Here is a 19,132-nt window from a genome sequence, read left to right as displayed (position 1 = left end):
GTCGGGGACGGAGCGGGCTCAGGCGGCGAGGGCTTCGGGGCCGTCTTCGTCAGACCTCTTGGCCAGGTCCACGACCGTGTGGCCCGTCAGCTTCTCCAGGAGCTTGAAGGGGTCGCGGACCAGGTGCGCGGTCTGTTCGGCGATGCGGGCGGCCTTCTCGTCGGCGACGTAGGGGGTGCGGATGCGGACGAAGCCGGGACGGCCCTGGGCCGACATGACCGCGACGCCGACATAGGCGGGGTCCTGGAGGTTGATGGGGTTGGCGTCGGGCCAGTTGCGGATGTCCTCGCCGAGTGCGGCCACCGCGGCTTCGGCAGTCTTCTGGGCGAACGACAGGCCGACAGGGCATACGTCGCGGATGAAAGTCGGGATTGCGTCGCCGGTGGTCTTCTGCGTGATCAGGATCGTCAGGATGCCGAAGGCGCGGCCCTTCTTGACGAGGTCTTCAACCAGGCGGGCGTTCTCGGCCGCGAGTGCGGCGAGGCGTTTGGTTTCCGGGTCGGAGCCCTTGTAGTCGCGGAAGAAGGTGTGGGCCTCGTCGATGTTGACGACGACCAGCGGCCACATCTCCGAGGGGCCGACGTGCCACATGTTCTTGACGCCCAGGACGTCCTTCATGCAGGCCGAGCGGGCCCGCCGCAGCTCGACAAGGCGCTTGAGGAGCTTGTTCGCGGCCTCCAGGTCGTCGCCGCAGAAGGAGAACATCCGCTGTGCCAGGTCGGCGTAGTCGCCCTCCCGTGCGTGGGTGACCTTGCCGTCGAGGGTGACGAACTGGATGGCCGGCGAAGGAGCCCAGTCACAGATCAGCCGGTTCGTCAGCGAGGACTTGCCGTAGCCGGGCAGGCCGCCCACGGTGATACCGGGTACGTCCTTGAGCGGTACGACGATGGGCATGCCGTACTCGTCCACGCCCAGTTCCCACTTCGTGGATTCCTTCGGCGGGTGGCCGGTGGGTACGTGGGAGGTGAGGGTGATCAACGGGTCCGTCCTGACACCGCGGATCAGGACCTGTCCGGGCCCGTCGGGAAGGACTGAGACCCGTGTGCAGCGCCAGGCGTCGGCCAGGTAGGGGGCTGCCTTCTGGAATTCTTCCAGGCTCACCTTCGGCAGGCAGTTCGCCCGCACCATTACCCCGAAGGGATCTGGGGTGACCTTGAGGCTCGGGATCAGGACACGAGGCTTGTGCTGCTTCTTACCGTCCGAATCGGACAGTTGAGCGAGCATGGTGGGGGTCTTGTCGGTGACCGACAGACCGGCCATCGGTGCGAGGCGCTTCCAGGTGCGGCGCACCCGTATGGCCTGGCGGATGCTGGCCCGCATCATGCGGTCAGCACGGACGTAGCGCACGATCCACAGGAGAGACCAGACGAAGAAGAGCGCGAGGCCGAGGCCGACAGCGTAGGGCGCGTAGCCAAAGGCGCCATTTAGATCGTCCACGAGGGGATTCCTTCGTTTTCAGGGGCGGGCCCCGCCGCCAGCACGGGGCCACGAGAGTCGGACGCCGTGCTGGCAGCGGAGCAGATGAGAGCGGGCGGGTTCGTCACGCCGCGATCTCCTGCGGGGCCTCGGGGATGACCGGGGCCTCCACCAGTTCCAGGGACTCGCACCGGTAGGCCACACCGTCCTGGAGCTGGTTGTTGAAGATCCGCGCCCACGGGGTCGCGACCAGCCTGACCGGGCGGACGTAGCGGCCCGGGTGCAGTCCGTTGGGCAGGGCGTTCTTCGCGATGGTGATCTTCATCGTGTCTGCCCGCCCCTCCTCCATGACGACGAGCGTCAGGGTGACCAGCTCGGCGCCGGTCTCGCGGTCGGTGGCACGGATGCCGTTCTCCTCGTCCTTCCACTTGGGCACCGGAGGCGTGACGACCATGTGGTTCGTGGAGTCGGAGACGTAGACGGGGATACGAGTCATGGGCATGGGGTGGTGAAACCTTTCGTCAGGTGAGCCGCTGAGGTGCGGCGACACAGCAATTGATACATAGCAGTGCTAGCAGTGTCAAGTGAGGTAATCGGAATGGATAGCGGGGTCGTGAAGTTGCAGCAGGCTGCGACAGCGGGGCAGAGGGCGGACGAAGTGTCAGAGCGGTGTGCTAGGCGTGCTAGAGGTGGCTACCCTGGAGGCATGACCCCTGCCCACACCGCCAAGCCCGACCGCCGGCCGCCGTACCAGCACGCAGCCGACGAGCTTCGCCGCGAGATCAAGGCAGGCCGGTTCAAGCCGGGTGAGCAGCTTCCCTCGTACCGAGAGCTGCAAGACCGCTTCGGCATCGCGAGCATGACCGCCCGCAGTGCCGTGAACGTCCTGCGGGACGAGGGGCTCGTCTATACGGTCCAAGGACGCGGCAGCTTCGTTGCCGACGCTCCGGAACTGGCCCACGACATCCCCGCTGACTACGAGGCTCCCGCTTGGTACCTGGCATCCAAGCGAGGCGATGCCTCGGTAGGGGGCCCCGGCGGTGAGGTGATACCCGCCGATGCCCTGACCGAGATGCTTGGGTTGCTGAGAGACGAGATCCGCGCGCTGAGCGCGGACCATCAGCAGCTCAAGCGGGAAGTCGCCGAACTCCGGGCCGAGCGACAGGGGCAGGAGCGGGAGTAGCGGTCCGCCGCAGTTCCGCCACGTCCTCGATGAGTACTGCGGCCTCCAGGCGCATTCGCCTCACTGCCGCCAGCATTTCCGCGACCATGGCCTGAGCCGATACCGCTTCCTGCGTACCCATCTGGTTCTCTTCCCCCTGCGTTGCCATCGGTTCTGCCATCCGGCCCTGATCCGGTCCATCCCATACACGCGTCTCCGCTGGTGACCGGTTGGGTGGCCCTTTCGCCCACCCCCGATATGAGGGTGCACCGAACCCTGCGGACAAAGCGAACCCCTGCCCGTCAGGCGGGCAGAAGTGGGAAGTTACTTCCATGAATCCCGCCCCGTGCACATCCACCCAGAAGACGCATCCCGCCTGGTGGGCCACGGAAGAGGGAGCCGTGCCACCGGCCTCACTGCACGTCATCCGCTCCGCCTCCGCCCGTTCGCGCGCGACTCTGCGCCAAGCCTCCGCAGAGTCCCGGAATTCGGAAGCCGCGGGTCGCGTGCTAAGCGTCCCCCACCGTTTGGGACGTATAAAAATCGCCTGCGGTGTGACAGTCGACGCGGGTGATTTGCATTGCATTTCTTCTCTCTCTGGGCCTGGCCGCACAGGTCGGTGAAGGCAAGGATCCAGAGAATCCCCGGTTTCGCTAACCGGAGATGTGCTGCTATGTTGCGCCCCGCTCTTCGTTTGGAGCATGTACATGCCATTGCCCCGGATTGTGTGACGGGCAGTCACATTGGCCCGCATCGTGCGTCTCCCCTGCCGTTCCGCTCCGGACTTTCCGGTGCGATCGCACGCAACCAGTCGAAGCGGACACCTCCCCCGAACGGCCATGCCGCGCCCTCCCTGTGGACAACTCCGTACGAAGAGCAGGCAACCACGCCAAGCCTGTGGATAAGGGAGAGCGATTCCCCGAACAGACCGGCCCAACTCGGGATGAAAGGGCGATTGCTTTTATGGTCCTGGCATTTCAGGGCAAAATGCCCCGATACTCGCCACCCGAAGCGGCCGAAGGGGTGAGCTGTCCAAAGTTTCTTTACTGGATCAAGGCGGCCCGCTGACGCGGGCCGCGCGGCGCGGCGGCCCCAGGCCGCCGCTGGCTCCATGTCTCCGCCACCGCCTGCGACGGCCCCCGTCCGCTCGCGCCGCAATAGCCCGGGGAGCGGGCAGTCAGACCCGTGAAAAAACTCCGCCCGCCGCCCCACGGCGAGCACGGCCGACAGCAGCGGGACATACGCCAGGAACGCGCGGGCCACCGCGGATTGCCCTTCACCCAGATGCGGCCGGGGCGGTCGGCCTCCACGGCTTTACCCACCTGTTCGGCTCGGGGCCCGCGTCGGGCAAGTCCAGGGGGCCACTCGATCAAATTCCGGGCAGGATCAAAGCCTGCCCGAGTTGCCGGACAGCGTAAGGCCCCCTGAACATGCCCGACCCCAACCCGAACAGGGCACCGGCCAAAGCCGCTCCGGCCGACCGCGTTGACCTGTGCGGCAGTCATCGCCAAACGCCAGAGACGGGGCGGAAGTTGACGCACGCGAGCCCCAGCGCGGAGGGGGTGCGCTGGGGCTCGTGCAGGAGGCGCCGATCAGGCGGGGGACGGGGCCGGAGGACGGACCCCCGTCAGGTTCTCCGCGCGTCGGCGCAGGAGCGGGGCCAGCTCGACGTACCAGCCGCGGCCCACGGCCTGGAGCATCTCGGCGAGGGCGATCTGTTCGCCGATCAGGCCGGCGGGGGTGTCGAGGACGTGGGCGAACTCGGCACGGATGCGGTCGGCGACGGCGGGGACGCGGAGGCTGTTCACGTAGAGCATCGCGGGGTCGTAGCCGACGGGGACGGCGCCCCAGCGCTCCCAGTCCAGGATGACGAGGGGGTCGTGGGTGAGGTTGGCCCACTGGAGGTCTGCGTGCCCGGTGACGCGTTCGGTGATGGCCGGGGCGGGGATCCCCAGGAACTCGGGGAAGACCCGGTCGGCCCAGGACTGGCGGATGGTCTCGCGGGGCGGTTCCGCGGTGCTGAGAGCGTCCAGGCTTTCCCGCAGGGTCGTCCACCAGGAGTCCGGCAGGCCCGGATCCGCAGCCAGGTCGGGTGTTTCCGGCGAGATGACGGGCTGGGCGATGTAGTCGATCAACTCCGCCTCGAAGACGTACTCGCCACCGCCCCAGCGGTACAGGTCGTGGAGGTGAGGGCGGGACACCTTGTCGGACACCCGTTCCTCGGCGAGGGCGATCCCCTCGTTCCGGGTGGCGGGGGTCTTGGCTGCCTCACCGCAGTGGACACGGAGCCAGTGACCGCCTGCGGTGCGACTGCCGATGGTGCGGCCGAGCCATCCCCAGGCCGGCGCCCCCGTCGTCGTGGTGGACAGGCGGGCAGCGGCGTGGGCCAGGGCGTCCGCCATGCGTGCCCTGGTGGTCTCATCCTTGGGCGAGTACATCGGTGACCTTCCTGAGGTGGCCCGGATCGAGCGGGGCGGCAGTGGTGGCCTTTGCGGCGGCCCAATGGTGGGCGGTGCCGGCAGACAGCAGTACCACGTCCAGGCTCGGGCAGGAGGCCGCAGCGAGGAGACAGGCGGTGCCCGGCGAGGCCCCCGGGCGGATGAACTCGGCGAGTTCGGTGGTGACGAGGCCGGGCAGCTCGCCGCCGTGCAGGGGCGAGGAGCCGAAGGTGATCAGGCCCGCCGCGCGGGCCAGGACGAGAGGGCCCCTGCCGTCGAGGGCCAGGGCGATCGGCCTTGCCATGACGAGGCTGACCGGCTGTTGGACGGCCCGCAGATGATGTTCACCCGAACCAGCGGCCTCGATGGCCAGGCCAAGGAGTTCGGACACCGAGAAGGCGTCGTGCTGGAACCCCGACCAGGTGGCCACGCCGTACCCGCCGATCCTGCCCGCAGCCGCGAACTCCTCCAGCACCGCGAACACATCACGCAGTGCCGGATGCAGCTCCGTGGGGCTGAGGCCGGCGTGCTCCGGGTTGTGGACGAACACGAGGTCGATTCGGCCGAGAGCGGCCAGGGACCTTTCCGTCTGCCACCGGACGAAGCCGGGGTCGAGGCTGTGTCCGGCCCGGACCTGGGCGGCAGTGAGGAGCCCGTCCCGAAGAGCAGCCGCGCCCTCATCCGGGGTGAAGAAGCCCGTCTTCGTCGCCACCATGGCGCGTGGGTGGTCGGCGATGACGGGGCCGAGCGCCTGGTGGGCACTGCCGTAGTTGGGGGCGGTGTCGATCCACACGAGCCCGTCGGCGCACGCGGTGCGGGCCGCCTGTTCGACGGCGCGCACCCGGTACGTCCCCAGTCCCAGGGAAGCAGTCACGAGGAGCCCCCGACCACGGCGACGGCTTGACCGGCAACCAGCGCGGAGACGACTTCCGCCACCTGTACGAGGGTGAGATCCGACTCGGCGGCCAGGTCCGCCAAGGTGGCCGGCGATCCACCAGCGAGGAGGCGGAGGACCGGGGCGACGGGGAGGGCGAAGGTCCACTCGTTCCCTGCCCCGGCGAAGGTCACGGCCTGGTCGTCCTGGTCGATCCGGGCGCGGGGCACCGTGGCCTGCACGGTGATGCCGGGTTCGGCAGGAACGCCGGTCAGGTGGGGCAGTGACAGGCGCGGGTGCCCGGGGTGCGTCGCGTCCAGGGTCCTTTCCCAGCGATCGAGAACCGCAGGGTCGTCCAGGGCGGCCAGCACGTCCTTCCGTACGGCAGCCAGGTAGTCCGCCCGCTCCTCCGGGGTGCCGAAACGCGGTACGTCCGCCCGTACGGTCACGCTGGCCCGCAGGCCGTCGCACAGCCAGCCCAGGAACTCGGCGCCGGTCTGCGTGGCGAGTCCGAAGGTGAGGTGGAGGGATGCGGTGCCCTGGTCGGCGCTCACGGCGTGCCACCAGCCGCGCGGCAGATAGAGCAGGTCGCCGGGCGTCAGGACGATGTCCGCGATCGGGTCGCCCGTCGGGACCTCTGGGGCTTCCACGTCGCGCCAGGCGGGGGCCTGCCGGGTGGGGCCGTAGATCTTCCACCGCTTGGAGCCTTCGAGCTGGAGCACCACTACGTCGTGGTCGTCCCAGTGGGTGCCGAAGCCTTCCTCGGCGGTCCACGAGGCGTATGCGTTGACCTGCACGGGGGTGCGGAAGAACCGTTCGAGGCCGGCCGCGGCTTCCCGGACGGGCGGGTGGATCTGGTCGATCGCGTCGATGACGAGGGACGCGCCCTCGGCGAGCCGTGCGTGGAAGTCGGCAGGCTGGGGCTGGTACCAGGACACCCCGCGCCGGTTCGTGCGGAGGATGGAGTACGCGGTGGCCGGGACAGCCTCCCCGGCACGCGAGAGCCGCATCCGGGGCGGTTCGAGCCGGTGAGCGGCCACGATCTCGTTGAGGTCGCCCCAGGTCAGTGGCGAGGGGGACGTGTTGCCGTTTGAGCGGATCACTTTGTGGGCCCGGAAGCACGTCTGGGCGAGGAACGTGTCCTCGCCCAGACGCTCGGCCCACGATGCGGAATCAATCACCGTGGGTCTCCTCGGTCGATCAGGTGTCGTTCATGTCCGACTTGCCGCCGGTGTTGTCCGAGGCTTCCTCGGCACGCGAGCGGGCCGCCGCGATGCGGCGAACGCCGATCAGCAGGCCACTGTTCTGCTCGGTGGGAGCGTTCTCGTTCATTCCGTACTCCTTCCTGATCTCGATGGATCCCGCCGGGGTCCCGGAGGGAAATCTGTGAGTCAGCTCCCGGGGCTTCCGGCGACGGCCAGGGTGACCACCAGGACGCTGGCGGCGACGGCGTACACGAGGACGGCGAGCTGTTGACGCCAACCCCAGGGGGCGCGTGCGGTCAGCCGCGTTCCAGGCTGGAAGGGTCCTCGACGACCCACTCCACCCCACCGCCCTCCGGCCGGACGAAGACGGCGTTCTGCATGACGACGCGAGACTTGGGGTCCTCGAATTCGCCGATGAACTGGACGATGCCGGTGCGGCCGTTCAGCGGGTCGCGGATGCGGGTGCCCTCGCTGACCCAGCCGGGCACGGTCTGACGCTGACGAAAACGGCTCTTGGTGGACACTGCGCCTCTCCTCGGTCTAGGTCGGGCACTGCACTCCGGGGACACAGCGGGCCGCAGGTGTGACGTTGCGGACGGCCCTGCGACCCGCTGCGAGGGGGAGGCCGCCTCTCCGGGCGGCTGAGACCAGTCAACTCCGCTGGCCAAGACCCCAACAGGGCATTCCACTAGGCACGTTGTAGGCACTCGGAAGGCAGATCCCGGCTACGATTTCGGCGCCCGGCTCGACCAGCGGACGGCGGGATGATGGCGAACGAAGCTCTTCGCAGACACAGAAACTCCCAGCGATGGACTCAGACACAGGTCGCGGAGCGCGTGTGCGCTCAGGTTCAGGCAGCCACCGGGCGCGATCCGGAGCTTGATGCAAACTGGGTCTCCCGCCTTGAGCGAGGAGCCATCACGTGGCCTTCCGGTGACTACAGGGCCGCCTTGTGCGCGGTGTTCCAGGTCGCCAGCGAAGAGGAGCTGGGCCTGTACCCGAAGGGGTCCGCCGCACCGGATGAAAGGGCGGCCGAAGAGGCTCCGTCTGATGATGTCGGATCCCTGGCCGCCGACATGGAGCTGTCAGCCCGACTGGCTCGCCACGCGGCGGAGACCAACGTCAACGCGCTCGTGCTGGAGCAGTTCGACGCTGACGTCGAACGACTCGCCCGGGACTTCGTCAGCCGGCCTTTGCCTCTCCTGATCCCGGAGATCCGCACGGCTCGGGGTGCGGTGTTCCGGTTGCTGGAGGGCCGCCAGCACCCCAGCCAGATCCGTCACCTCTACGTGGTTGCGGGGTGGTTATCCGGTCTCGCGGCGCATGTGTCGCTTGACCTGGGGGACCGCTCCGCCGCAGCTACTCATGCCCGCACGGTGGTGCAGTGCGCGGAGATCTCGGAGCACTCCCCGTTGCGCGCATGGGCACGGTCGTTCCAGTCGCTGGCCGCCTACTGGGCGGGGGACTACCGGCGGGCGGGAGACCTTGCACAGGCCGGGCATAGCGAGGGTCGAGGTCCCGGCGCAGGCACGATCAAGGCCCGGCTACTGAGCTTGGAGGCCCGAGCCCGTGCGGCCGAAGGGGACAATCGCAGTGCGCTGCGGGTACTCGCGTTGGCACATGAGGCACGGAGTACTGCGGGACCCGACGAGTTGCCCGGGGTCTTCTCGTTTCCCGAGGCCAAACAGTGGGCCTACGCCGGTACCACCCTGTTGGCCGTCGGGGGCGACGAGCAGACCCGGCACGCCATAGGCGCTTCCAATCGTGCCGTTGAGCTGTACCACGCCGGGCCAGAGGGCGACCGCTCCCCCGGCGATCTACAAGCCGCCCACCTGGACCTGGCCACGGCCTACCTTGCGAGTGGCCAGGTTGAGAGGGCCGGTGTGAAGCTCTCGGAGGTCTTCACCGCCGAGGTGTTCACGGCGAGCATCACCATCAGGCTCCGCAATCTAGCCGCGCTCCTCGGAAGCGAGCCGTACCGTGGCGCACAGTCGGCAGTCGATCTCCGCGCGCACATTCACGAGGTGACCGTCCGGCCCGCTCTCGCCAGCAACCCCACGGAGCCCCGATGACCGTCCAACCCACGCCTGATCATTTGGTCACCGACCGCAGCCTTCTTTCCACCAAGGCGTACGGCACGGGTCAGCACCTGGCGGCCCGTCAATCCCTTTACCAGTGGCAGACCCCCAGCCACGACCTTCCGGGCATCGTTGTGAACGAACTGGCCGGCGCACGCGGTGCGGTCGCGGACGTGGGGTGCGGAAACGGGAAGTTCGTCGCCCGGGTGCGGGAAGACCGTCCGGACCTGGTGGTGCTTCCCATGGATGTGTCTCACGGCATCCTCGGTGCCATACCCGGAGCCCTCGTTGCGGATGTCCAGCAGCTCCCCATCACCACTGGAGCCCTTGGTGCGGTGCTTGCGCTCCACATGCTGTACCACGTCGAGGACCAGGCCCAGGCCGTGCGGGAGCTGGGCCGTGTACTGGCGCCCGGCGGAATCGCGATCGTCTCCACCAACAGCAGGACCGACAAGCTGGAACTGGAGCACCTTTGGCGCCAGGCCGCGGGCGATGTGCTGGGCATCCAGGAGGGCCCGGCCCGGGTGCAGCTCTCTGCTCGCTTCACCCTGGAGGACGCGCCCGCGATCCTCGGTACGGTCTTCAGCGAGATCCGCACGATCCTCCTGCCAGGAGTGATCGAGGTGACCGACGCCGAACCAGTTGTTGCGCACTTGGCCTCGTACGAAGCCTGGGCGGACAAGATGGGCGTCCCGTTCCGGGAGACGATCGAGCGTGCGCGGGAGCGAGTCAACAGGGTCATTGAGGCAGAGGGCGTCTTTCGCGTCACCTGTCTGGGCGGGATACTTGTCTGCCGGTGAGCCTGGCACCACACTGCCTGCGAGTCTCTGCCGTCAAGCCACAAGCACACATACGCAGAGGAGTGCCACGCCGTAGAGCGCAATTGCGAGATGCAGCATCACCCATAGCCGGTGCAGCCGAATGCGGTGCAGGCGGGGGAACCTGTTGTTGTGCTCAACACGCGCCTGCACGAGCCCCTCTTTCGACCCCAGCACTCCTCGCGCCACCAGATCTGCGGTCAACGCCCTCGCCTGAGAGAGGTGGTAGGAGGCTCGTTCGTAGTACTTAGATACAGCGACAGATCCGTACGCACCCGTCAGTACGACGAAGATGCATAGGGGTACGACATTGAGCGTGAATTTCTGCTGCACGATCAGAGCGCTCAACGCAGCTGTAACGACGATGAGGAGGTTCGTCAGCGTGGAGCGTTGGGTTTCGCACTGTCGTAGCTGCTCTCGGTGCTCTTTCCAGTAGGCGCGTGTTGCCTCGTCTGAAGCGTCAGGCATGAAGCACCTCCTCCCCAGGATCGGCACACTGGACACACGAGCCAACCGCTTCGCCGTGAAGGCGAACCGCAGCAGTGGAGACACCGTAGCGTGAAGATCTTCATCAGCAGCGCCCGCAAAGGTCTTGTGAAAGAGCGAGACGCCCTCAGTCCGTTGATTACCGCACTTGGTCACACTCCAGTGCGATTCGAGGACTTTTCGGCTCAGACCGTGCCAAGTCGTGAGGCGTGTCTGAGTGCCCTGGAATCCGCGGATGTATGCCTCTTCCTCCTTGGTCCGTTCTACGGCCACGTCTTCCCAGAGACAGGGCAGTCGGCTACGCATGACGAATGGGTAGCTGCCCAAGCAGCAGGCAAACCCAGTTTCGTCTACCGCAAGGAAGGCGTGGAGTTCGAGCCGAATCAGCACAATTTTGTGCGGATCTTGGAGGCTTACGCCACCGGAAAGTTCCGCGACACGTTCCACACCTCGGAAGACCTGACGATCAAGATCGTGCAGAAGGTAAGGGAACTGGAGTCAGCCGCGTCACCGTTGGCCTTCGCCAAGATTCTGCAGCAACCGGCCCTTCACTGGTCCTCGGACGATAGGGCCTCCCAGGCCGCCAGCGACCGCGATCTCCCGCTGGAACTGCACGTCCTTCCGCTGGATTTCCCTGGATACTCGGCACGTGAGCTAGATCAACTGGGTGCGTCGCTGATGGAACGAATCCGAGCTACTCGGATGATCGGGAGCGATGTCGCACTGAACCCCATCAGGGCTGATGGATACGTGGGCGTCAGCATTCCGGCCAGTCGGCCACGGTCATGGAACACGCCTCAGGAGGGTGAGACAGCGGAATGCCGCCTGTACAAGACGGGGCAGCTCTCGATCCGGGCTACGTTGCCCCGAGACAGCTGCGGCGCGATCTTGGATGCTGATGTGCTGCCTCAGCAGCTCGCTGGCCTGCTGCGGTTTGCCGGGGCGCTGAATATCGTCCAGGCAGACCGCATCGTGGTGGCGGCCGGCGTGTTGACTGAGATGCTCATGAGCGTCGACACCTTTGATCCGCGGCGGTCTCGCCAGTCGTACCAACCCATTGGCCCTGGGCGTTCGGGTCGCCAACTGCGGACCGAGCCCGATGAGTCTGTCACTCTTGCAGCCCTTGGGATTGGCGCTGCAGAGGTCGCTCCACACCTGGCACAGGTGCTGATCTTGCAGGCCCGCCGGTAGCGCTCTACTGACCCAGTGGACCAGGCGTGGACCGCCCGAAGCGACGAAGAGCAGGGCGGGTGGGTAAGGCGCAGGTCAGCCAGGGCGGAGACGACTCCCGCAGCACTCTCTTGAAAACCGTCGTGGCAGCGATGTCACCGTGGGTTCAAATCCCACACCCACCGCAGCGGAACGGCCCCCGACCTCAGACGAGGTCGGGGGCCGTTCGCGTGCCCGGGTGCGCCGCCGTTCTCCGTCGGGTGAGGTGGGGCGTGGTGCTTCGGGTTGCGGGGGCTGGGTGGGTGTGTCGGGGTGGGAAGCCTTGGGGGGACTGGGGAATCGGGGGGTCCGGGTGGGGTTCGGGTCGGGGGCTCGGGAGGGGGACTGGGCCTTTTGAGTGGTGTTTGTCGGAAGATCGGCGCGTGTGATGAACGCCCTGCGGTTGCACCCACATCATGACGAATGTATTCAGATCCGCCCGTCCGAACATCACGAAGCGAGGCAACCCGTCATGGCTCAGCGCACCGTCCTCACCTCGATCTGGACCTCGGTCCTCGCCGCTCTGGTGGCGCTCCTCTCCTCCCTCGGCTTCGGCGCGAAGACGGCCCCGGCCGCCGTGGCCGCCGCCGCTCCCGCCGCCCCGGCGCCCGTCGCCTCCGCGGTGCGGCCGGCCGTCGCGGTGCGGCGGAGCTGGCGGGAGGTGATGCGGGGCGGTGCGCTGCCGCCCACCATCAAGCAGCGGATCCGGGCCGAGGCCCACGGCAAGACCCCCGCGGTGCGCCGTTCGACCACCGCCGCCGCCATGGGTGCCGGAGCGGGTGCGGCAGCCTCAAGTGCGGGTGTCCGTGATGGTGTCGGTGTCGGTGTCGGTGGTGGCGCAGGGGTCGGGAATGGTCGGGCCGGACGGGTGCCGGGGCAGGCGGTCGCCGGTCGTGTCGCCGCCGCCCGCGAGACGCTCGCGCTCGCCGCATAGCCCGTACCGACGGTCGAGGTGCAGGCGCTGGAGACCGGTCGCTCGCGACGGCCGTGGATCGCGCCCGCGCAGTGCCCCCGGAGTGGGCACAGCAGGATCACCCCGGCGTGCGCCGGGGGGCGTGCATGGGGTGTGAAGCATGGCATTGCAGGGCCGCTGGCCCGGGAGACGGTGGGGTTCCCGGACACGCGCGGCCCTTTTCGGCATGCCCAGGACACGTAGGTCCGGCGGAACGCGTCGCCCTTGTGTGACGCGGGTTTCAGCAGTGTCGGGGGTGCTGACCTGGGGCTCAGGGGTCTCAGGGGGCGTGAACCAGGTTTATCCGGTGTTGGTCATGCTTGCGGGGGAATCGGTGACTCCGGGGTGGTTCGCCGGGGATTCGGTGGGCAACTCTGGTCTCGCGACGTCGTCACCACGACCAAGGCGGTCGGCCAACTGCCTTGGGGAGATTCCCACTTCGGTTTTCTGGAGGATCAAGACATGGCAAACATCCGTAGCGTCCGCGTCATCGCCGCAGTCGCCGCTCTCCCCCTCGCCGCCGCCCTCTTCGGCGGCGTGGCCTCGGCCGACAACGGCGCCCTCGCGAACGACGGATCGAATGCCGGCGTCGCCAGCATCATCGGCAGCGGCGTGGCCGGCGACAACCTCGGCAACTCCTCCACCTCGCAGCAGGTGGCCACCGGCTCCGGGGCGTCCAACCAGAGCAACAGCGCGCAGGTCAACGGCTCGGCGCTGACGGCGATCGACCAGGACACCACGACTGTGGCGGTCAACTTCTTCCCCTGGTGGTAGCAGCGGCACCACCCGTCCCACCTCGTGAGGGCGTCCGTGCGACCGGACCGGCTGGGGTCCGGTAGCGCGGGCGCCCTCGCGCATGCCCGCACCTCCCCCGCGCCCCCGCGCCCCCACGCCCCCACGGCCCCGCGCCCCCGCCTCCCCTCCCGCCCTTGACACACCCGCCGTATCTGACGGACAGTCAGATATCTGCGCCGATGTGATGCCGGGAGGCCCGCACCGTGCACCTCGCCCCGACCGAGCGCCAGCTGCGACTGCGCGCCGAACTGCGCGCGTACTTCAAGGACCTGCTCCCCGACGGGCCCCCGGAGGACCCGGCCCGCCAGCGCGACCTCCTGCGCCGCATGGGCGCCGACGGCCGCCTCGGCCTCGGCTGGCCCGTCGCGTACGGCGGCCAGGGGCGCGGCGCGGACGAGCAGTTCGTCTTCTTCGACGAGGCGTACCGGGCCGGCGCCCCCGTCTCCATGGTCACGCTCAACACCGTCGGCCCCACCCTCATGAAGTACGGGACCCAGGAACAGAAGGACTACTTCCTCCCCCGCATCCTCCGCGGCGAGACCGTCTTCGCCATCGGCTACTCCGAGCCCGAGGCCGGCACCGACCTGGCCTCCCTGCGCACCCGCGCGGTCCGGGACGGCGCCGACTGGCTGATCGACGGGCAGAAGATCTTCACCTCCAACGCCCAGAACGCCGACTGGATCTGGCTCGCCTGCCGGACCGACCCGCAGGCCCCCAAACACCGGGGCATCTCGATCATCCTGGTCCCCACCAGTGACCCCGGATTCTCCTGGACCCCGATCGAGACCGTGGGCGGGCTCACCACCACCGCCACCTACTACGACTCCGTCCGCGTACCCGCCGGCCATCTCGTCGGCCCCGAACACGGCGGCTGGGGCCTGATCACCAACCAGCTCAACCACGAGCGCGTGGCCCTCGCCGCCATCGGCATGCAGGCCGAGGACTTCTACGCGCACGCCCTCCGTCATGCCCGCACCCCCGATCCGGTCACCGGGGAGCGGCCCGCCGACCTCGCGTGGGTGCGGGCCCGCCTCGCCGAGGCCCATGCGCGGCTGGCCGCCGTACGGCTCCTCAACTGGCGGCTCGTCCAGGACGTGGGCAGCGGCGCACTGGCCCCCGGCGACGCCAGCGGGGTGAAGTTCCTCGGCACCGAGTCCGCCGTCGAGGTGTACCGGATGTGCCAGGAGGTGGTGGGCGAGGAGGCCCTCGTACGGGGCCCCACGGCCTTCGCGGGCGGCGAGCTGGAGCGGATGAACCGGGCCGCCCAGATCAACACCTTCGGCGGCGGGGTGAGCGAGGTCCAGCGGGAGATCGTCGCCATGATGCGGCTCGGCATGAAGGGGAGGAAGCGATGACGGCGGACCCGGCCCGAGCGGCGTCGGATGATGACGAGGCTGCCCCGGCCCGAGCAGCGGATGACGAGGCTGCCCGCTTCCACACCCTCCTGGCGGCCTTCGAAGGACAGCCCGCCGCCACCGCCGGCCGCGGCAAGGACCCGGTCAACACGCCGATGATCCGCCACTGGTGCGAGGCCATGGGCGACACCCACCCCGCCTACACCGGCCCGGACGCCGTCGCCCCGCCCACCATGCTCCAGGCGTGGACCATGGGCGGATTCTCCGGCCACACGGACCGCTCCTCCGCCTACGACGAGCTGCTGTCCCTGCTCGACGGCGCCGGCTTCACCTCCGTCGTGGCCACCGACTGCGAGCAGGAGTACCTGCGCCCCCTGCGCCCCGGCGACACCATCACCTTCGACGCCGTCATCGAGTCCGTGTCACCGCGCAAGACGACCAGGCTCGGCACCGGCCACTTCGTGACCACCCGCATGGACATCCGCGCCGACGGCGCCCTCGCCGGCACCCACCGCTTCCGCATCCTCAAGTACGCCCCCATGGCCCGCCCCCCGAAGCAGCGCGCGGCCAGGCGCCCCCGGCCCGTGATCAATCGCGACAACCAGGGATTCTGGGACGGCGTCCGCGACCACAAGCTGCTCATCCAGCGCTGCACCGCCTGCACCACCCTCCGCTTCCCGTGGCTGCCCGGCTGCAACGCCTGCTCCTCCCCCGACTGGGACACCGTCGAGGCCACCGGCGCCGGCACGGTGTTCAGTTACGTCGTCATGCACCATCCGCCCTTCCCGGCCTTCGACCCGCCCTACGCCGTCGCGCTCGTCGAGCTCACCGAAGGGGTCCGCATGATCAGCAACATCACCGGTGTCCCCTACGACAAGGTGCGCATCGGCCTGCCCGTCCAGCTGGAGTTCCTGCGCGTCGACGACGAGCTCGAACTCCCCGTCTTCCGCGGGAGCGAGGGCTGATGGACTTCCGTCCCACCGAGGAGCAGGCCGCCGCCGTCGGCCTCGCCGCCCGGATCTTCTCCGACCTCGCCACCCCCGAACGCCTCGCCGCCGCGGGCACCGGCAGCGACGCCGAGCTGTGGAAGGCCCTCACCGCCGCCGGACTGATCACTGCCGTCGAGGAGACCGGCCTGCTCGGCCTGGTCCTCCTCCTGGAGGAGCAGGGCCGCACCACCGCCCAGGTCCCCTACGCCGCCACCTGCGCGTACGGGATCCTGCCCCTGGCCGCGCACGGCACCGCCGAGCAGCGCGCCCGCCTGCTGCCCGCCCTCGGCACCGGCGAGGCGGTGGCCACCGGGGCCTTCCCCGCCCGCGGCCGGATCACCGCCGGGGGCGGCCGGCTGACCGGGACCGCCCCGGTCGTGCCCTGGCTGCGCGACGCCACGCACGTCCTGGTCCCGGACGCGGACCGCGGGCTGTGGCTCGTACGGACCGACGCGCCCGGGGTGCGGACCTCGCCGGTGGAGACCACCGCCCCGTGGTCCGCGGGCCGCCTGGAACTGAGCGGGGCCGAGGCCGAACCCCTCGGCGCCGACGGAGCCTACGAGGACACGCTCGCCGCCGCCCGTACCGCCTTCGCCGGACTCCAGGCGGGCGTCTGCGCGGGCTCCCTCGCCCGTGCGGTGGCCCACACCTCCACCCGCGAGCAGTTCGGCCGCCCGCTCTCCACCCACCAGGCGGTCATGCTGCGCGCGGCCGACGCCCATATGGACACGGAGGCCATCCGGGTGACCACGTACGAGGCGGCCTGGCGCATCGACCAGGGCCTGCCCGCCCGCGAGCACGCACTGACGGCGGCCTGGTGGGCCTCCGAGGCCGGCAAGCGGGTCGTGCACGCGGGCCAGCACCTGCACGGCGGCACGGGCGCCGACCTCGACCATCCCGTGCACCGGCACTTCCTGTGGGGGCGCCAGCTCGACGCCTACCTGGGCTGCGGCAGCGAACTGCTGGCCGAGCTCGGCACCTCGCTGGCCGAGGGGGGACCCGCATGAACGTCGGTGACACGCTGCCGCCCCTGGAGATCCCCGTCACCCGCACCCTGATCGTCGCGGGCGCGATCGCCTCCCGCGACTACCAGGACGTGCACCACGATGCGGAGCTCGCGCGGGAGAAGGGCTCCCCGGACATCTTCATGAACATCCTGACCACCAACGGCCTCGTCGGCCGCTACATCACCGACCACCTCGGGCCGCGGGCCGTCCTGCGCAAGGTGGCCATCCGCCTGGGCGCGCCCAACCGTCCCGGGGACACGCTGACCCTCACGGGCACCGTCACCGCCGTGCACGAGGCCACCGTCGAAATCCGGGTCGTGGGGGCCAACAGCCTGGGCCGGCACGTCTCCGGCACGGTCACGGCGGAGGTGCCGGCATGAGCGTCCGCACCCGGGACGGCCTCGGCGGGCGGGCCGCCATCGCCGGGATCGGAGCCACCGAGTTCTCCAAGGACTCCGACCGCAGCGAGCTCAAGCTCGCCGTCGAAGCCGTGCACGCCGCGCTCGACGACGCCGGACTGACCCCCGCCGACGTCGACGGCATGGTCACCTTCACGATGGACACCAGCCCCGAGATCACGGTCGCGCAGGCCGCGGGCATCGGGGAACTCTCCTTCTTCTCCCGCGTCCACTACGGCGGCGGCGCGGCCTGCGCCACCGTCCAGCAGGCCGCCCTCGCCGTCGCCACCGGCGTCGCGGAGGTGGTGGTCTGCTACCGCGCCTTCAACGAGCGCTCCGGACGCCGCTTCGGCTCCGGCGTCCAGCAGCGGGAGCCCTCGGCGGAAGGGGCCGCGCTCGGCTGGTCGCTGCCCTGGGGGCTGCTCACCCCCGCCTCCTGGGTGGCCATGGCCGCCCAGCGCTACCTCCACACCTACGGCCTCACCCCCGAGGCGTTCGGGCAGGTCGCGGTCACCGGCCGCCGGCACGCCGCGAACAACCCGGCCGCCTACTTCCACGGCCGGCCCATCACCCTCGACGACCACGCGGCCTCGCGCTGGATCGTCGAACCGCTGCGGCTGCTGGACTGCTGCCAGGAGACCGACGGCGGCCAGGCCCTCGTCGTCACCACGGCCGAGCGCGCCCGCGACCTGCGGCAGGCACCCGCCGTGATCACCGCCGCCGCCCAGGGCGCCGGACGCCGCCAGGAGGCCATGACCTCCTTCTACCGCGACGACCTGACCGGGCTGCCGGAGATGGACGTGGTCGCCCGCCAGCTGTGGCGCACCAGCGGGCTGCGCCCCGCGGACATCGACGTCGGCATCCTCTACGACCACTTCACCCCCTTCGTACTGATGCAGCTGGAGGAGTTCGGCTTCTGCGGTCCCGGTGAGGCCGCCAGCTTCGTGGCCGCGGACGCACTGCCGCTCAACACCCACGGAGGCCAGCTGGGAGAGGCGTACCTGCACGGCATGAACGGCATCGCGGAGGCCGTCCGTCAGCTGCGCGGCACCTCCGTGAACCAGGTGGCGGGGGCAGGCCGGGTGCTCGTCACCGCCGGTACCGGGGTGCCCACGTCCGGTCTGATCCTCGGCGCCGACGGCTGAGATCCGGATCGCGGCCGGTCCGTGGCCCCTCCACCTTCAGGGGGTGGGGAGAGCCCTACACCTACAACCTGAGACGGATCCCCCATCGGCACCTGCGGCCGATTCCAGCAGGGGCGGGCGCTCCTAGCGTGGAGCCATGACCCCGCCTGTGTGCACGCTCGCCTCGAATCCGACGCCGTACCCGTCGTTCTCGGCGTACGTCCGGACCCGCGGCTCGGTCCTCCTGCGCACCGCGCGCTCCCTCACCGCGAACCCGTGCGACGCGGAGGACCTGCTCCAGACGGCCCTCACGAAGACGTACGTGGCCTGGGACCGCATCGAGGACCACCGCGCCCTGGACGGCTATGTCCGGCGGACCCTCGTCAACACCCGTACCTCGCAGTGGCGCAAGCGCAAGGTGGACGAGTTCGTCTGCGACGAGCTGCCGGAGAGCGAGGAGCCCCCGGCCGCCGACCCCGCCGAGGCGCAGGCCCTCCGGGACGCGATGTGGCGTGCGGTGACCCGGCTCCCCGACCGGCAGCGGGCCATGGTCGTCCTGCGGTACTACGAGGACCTGAGCGAGGTGCAGACCGCCGAGCTGCTGGGCGTTTCGGTCGGCACGGTCAAGAGCGCCGTCTCCCGCGCGCTGTGCAAGCTCCGCGAGGACCCGGAGCTGAGCCCGGTGCGCTGAGCCCGGCCCGATCCCGGTCGGTGTTTCACGTGAAACGAGGCGATGTTTCACGTGAAACAGGAGGATGTTTCACGTGAAACACGGCGTGGTTCTACTCCCGGGTAGTGACATGCCGACCGGTACGTGCGCAGAATC

20 protein-coding genes and 1 tRNA gene are annotated in these 19,132 nt (G+C 69.3%); 13 read left to right on the top strand and 8 right to left on the bottom strand.

Annotation, left to right across the window (positions count from 1 at the left end; genetic code table 11):
• Positions 1–18 precede the first annotated feature (18 nt).
• Together ABZ873_RS04880 and ABZ873_RS04875 are read right to left on the bottom strand one after the other, a co-directional pair.
• A complete protein-coding gene (locus ABZ873_RS04880; protein ID WP_360865218.1) occupies positions 19–1,437 on the bottom strand; it encodes an FtsK/SpoIIIE domain-containing protein in 1,419 nt (472 codons plus the stop codon).
• Between the two features lie 103 nt (positions 1,438–1,540).
• Positions 1,541–1,918, bottom strand: a complete 378-nt coding sequence (locus ABZ873_RS04875; RefSeq protein WP_360865214.1) for a hypothetical protein — start codon at positions 1,916–1,918, stop codon at positions 1,541–1,543.
• 204 nt (positions 1,919–2,122) lie between these two features.
• Here ABZ873_RS04875 and ABZ873_RS04870 point away from each other — a divergent pair, with 204 nt between their 5' ends.
• Entirely contained in the window at positions 2,123–2,599 is a 477-nt protein-coding gene (locus ABZ873_RS04870; protein WP_360865211.1) for a GntR family transcriptional regulator, read from the top strand.
• A gap of 1,571 nt (positions 2,600–4,170) precedes the next feature.
• On the opposite strand, the gene ABZ873_RS04865 is transcribed toward ABZ873_RS04870, so the two are convergent.
• The 5 genes from ABZ873_RS04865 to ABZ873_RS04845 form a co-directional block, all read right to left on the bottom strand.
• Positions 4,171–5,016 (bottom strand): hypothetical protein, encoded by an 846-nt coding sequence (locus ABZ873_RS04865; protein ID WP_360865208.1) that lies wholly within the window; start codon positions 5,014–5,016, stop codon positions 4,171–4,173.
• On the bottom strand, positions 4,997–5,890 hold the full coding sequence (locus ABZ873_RS04860; RefSeq protein WP_073794821.1) for an aldo/keto reductase: 894 nt from the start codon (positions 5,888–5,890) through the stop codon (positions 4,997–4,999). Before ABZ873_RS04860 ends, ABZ873_RS04865 begins: the two co-directional genes overlap by 20 nt.
• A complete protein-coding gene (locus ABZ873_RS04855; protein WP_360865204.1) occupies positions 5,887–7,071 on the bottom strand; it encodes a cupin domain-containing protein in 1,185 nt (394 codons plus the stop codon). The genes ABZ873_RS04860 and ABZ873_RS04855 overlap by 4 nt, the downstream gene beginning before the upstream one ends.
• Positions 7,072–7,090: 19 nt before the next feature.
• Positions 7,091–7,222: a hypothetical protein gene (locus tag ABZ873_RS04850; RefSeq protein WP_008740613.1), complete on the bottom strand. Its 132-nt coding sequence runs from the start codon at positions 7,220–7,222 to the stop codon at positions 7,091–7,093.
• 169 nt (positions 7,223–7,391) lie between these two features.
• Entirely contained in the window at positions 7,392–7,619 is a 228-nt protein-coding gene (locus ABZ873_RS04845; RefSeq protein WP_073794824.1) for a hypothetical protein, read from the bottom strand.
• Positions 7,620–7,859: 240 nt separating this feature from the next.
• Between ABZ873_RS04845 and ABZ873_RS04840 the strand changes: the two genes are divergently transcribed.
• Positions 7,860–9,167, top strand: a complete 1,308-nt coding sequence (locus ABZ873_RS04840; protein WP_360865201.1) for a helix-turn-helix transcriptional regulator — start codon at positions 7,860–7,862, stop codon at positions 9,165–9,167.
• The gene (locus tag ABZ873_RS04835) at positions 9,164–9,973 is read left to right on the top strand and encodes a class I SAM-dependent methyltransferase (protein ID WP_360865199.1); all 810 of its coding nucleotides are present in this window, start codon (positions 9,164–9,166) and stop codon (positions 9,971–9,973) included. The genes ABZ873_RS04840 and ABZ873_RS04835 overlap by 4 nt, the downstream gene beginning before the upstream one ends.
• A 33-nt stretch (positions 9,974–10,006) precedes the next feature.
• Here ABZ873_RS04835 and ABZ873_RS04830 read toward each other — a convergent pair whose 3' ends face one another.
• Entirely contained in the window at positions 10,007–10,459 is a 453-nt protein-coding gene (locus ABZ873_RS04830; protein WP_360865196.1) for a hypothetical protein, read from the bottom strand.
• A gap of 90 nt (positions 10,460–10,549) precedes the next feature.
• Here ABZ873_RS04830 and ABZ873_RS04825 point away from each other — a divergent pair, with 90 nt between their 5' ends.
• The 10 genes from ABZ873_RS04825 (at position 10,550) to ABZ873_RS04780 (ending at position 18,997) form a co-directional block, all read left to right on the top strand.
• Positions 10,550–11,668 (top strand): DUF4062 domain-containing protein, encoded by a 1,119-nt coding sequence (locus tag ABZ873_RS04825; protein WP_360865193.1) that lies wholly within the window; start codon positions 10,550–10,552, stop codon positions 11,666–11,668.
• Between the two features lie 58 nt (positions 11,669–11,726).
• Positions 11,727–11,832 (top strand) — tRNA-OTHER (locus ABZ873_RS04820).
• 326 nt (positions 11,833–12,158) lie between these two features.
• On the top strand, positions 12,159–12,620 hold the full coding sequence (locus ABZ873_RS04815; protein WP_360865189.1) for a DUF6344 domain-containing protein: 462 nt from the start codon (positions 12,159–12,161) through the stop codon (positions 12,618–12,620).
• Positions 12,621–13,100: 480 nt separating this feature from the next.
• Positions 13,101–13,412, top strand: coding sequence for a hypothetical protein (locus ABZ873_RS04810; RefSeq protein ID WP_360865186.1), 312 nt, complete (start codon positions 13,101–13,103; stop codon positions 13,410–13,412).
• Positions 13,413–13,636: 224 nt separating this feature from the next.
• Complete coding sequence (locus tag ABZ873_RS04805) at positions 13,637–14,788, top strand: acyl-CoA dehydrogenase family protein (protein ID WP_360865183.1); 1,152 nt, start codon at positions 13,637–13,639, stop codon at positions 14,786–14,788.
• A complete protein-coding gene (locus ABZ873_RS04800; RefSeq protein ID WP_360865180.1) occupies positions 14,785–15,753 on the top strand; it encodes an OB-fold domain-containing protein in 969 nt (322 codons plus the stop codon). Before ABZ873_RS04805 ends, ABZ873_RS04800 begins: the two co-directional genes overlap by 4 nt.
• Positions 15,753–16,784 (top strand): acyl-CoA dehydrogenase family protein, encoded by a 1,032-nt coding sequence (locus tag ABZ873_RS04795; protein ID WP_360865177.1) that lies wholly within the window; start codon positions 15,753–15,755, stop codon positions 16,782–16,784. Before ABZ873_RS04800 ends, ABZ873_RS04795 begins: the two co-directional genes overlap by 1 nt.
• On the top strand, positions 16,781–17,164 hold the full coding sequence (locus tag ABZ873_RS04790; protein WP_360865174.1) for a MaoC family dehydratase: 384 nt from the start codon (positions 16,781–16,783) through the stop codon (positions 17,162–17,164). Before ABZ873_RS04795 ends, ABZ873_RS04790 begins: the two co-directional genes overlap by 4 nt.
• Positions 17,161–18,327: a lipid-transfer protein gene (locus ABZ873_RS04785; RefSeq protein WP_360865171.1), complete on the top strand. Its 1,167-nt coding sequence runs from the start codon at positions 17,161–17,163 to the stop codon at positions 18,325–18,327. Before ABZ873_RS04790 ends, ABZ873_RS04785 begins: the two co-directional genes overlap by 4 nt.
• A 136-nt stretch (positions 18,328–18,463) precedes the next feature.
• A complete protein-coding gene (locus tag ABZ873_RS04780) occupies positions 18,464–18,997 on the top strand; it encodes a SigE family RNA polymerase sigma factor (protein ID WP_360865168.1) in 534 nt (177 codons plus the stop codon).
• Positions 18,998–19,132: the final 135 nt, after the last annotated feature.

The sequence above is a fragment of the Streptomyces sp. NPDC047014 genome, assembly GCF_040644195.1.
Lineage (GTDB): Bacteria > Actinomycetota > Actinomycetes > Streptomycetales > Streptomycetaceae > Streptomyces.
Note: the sequence above shows the minus strand (reverse complement) of the source record. Positions and strands in the feature narration are given on the sequence as shown.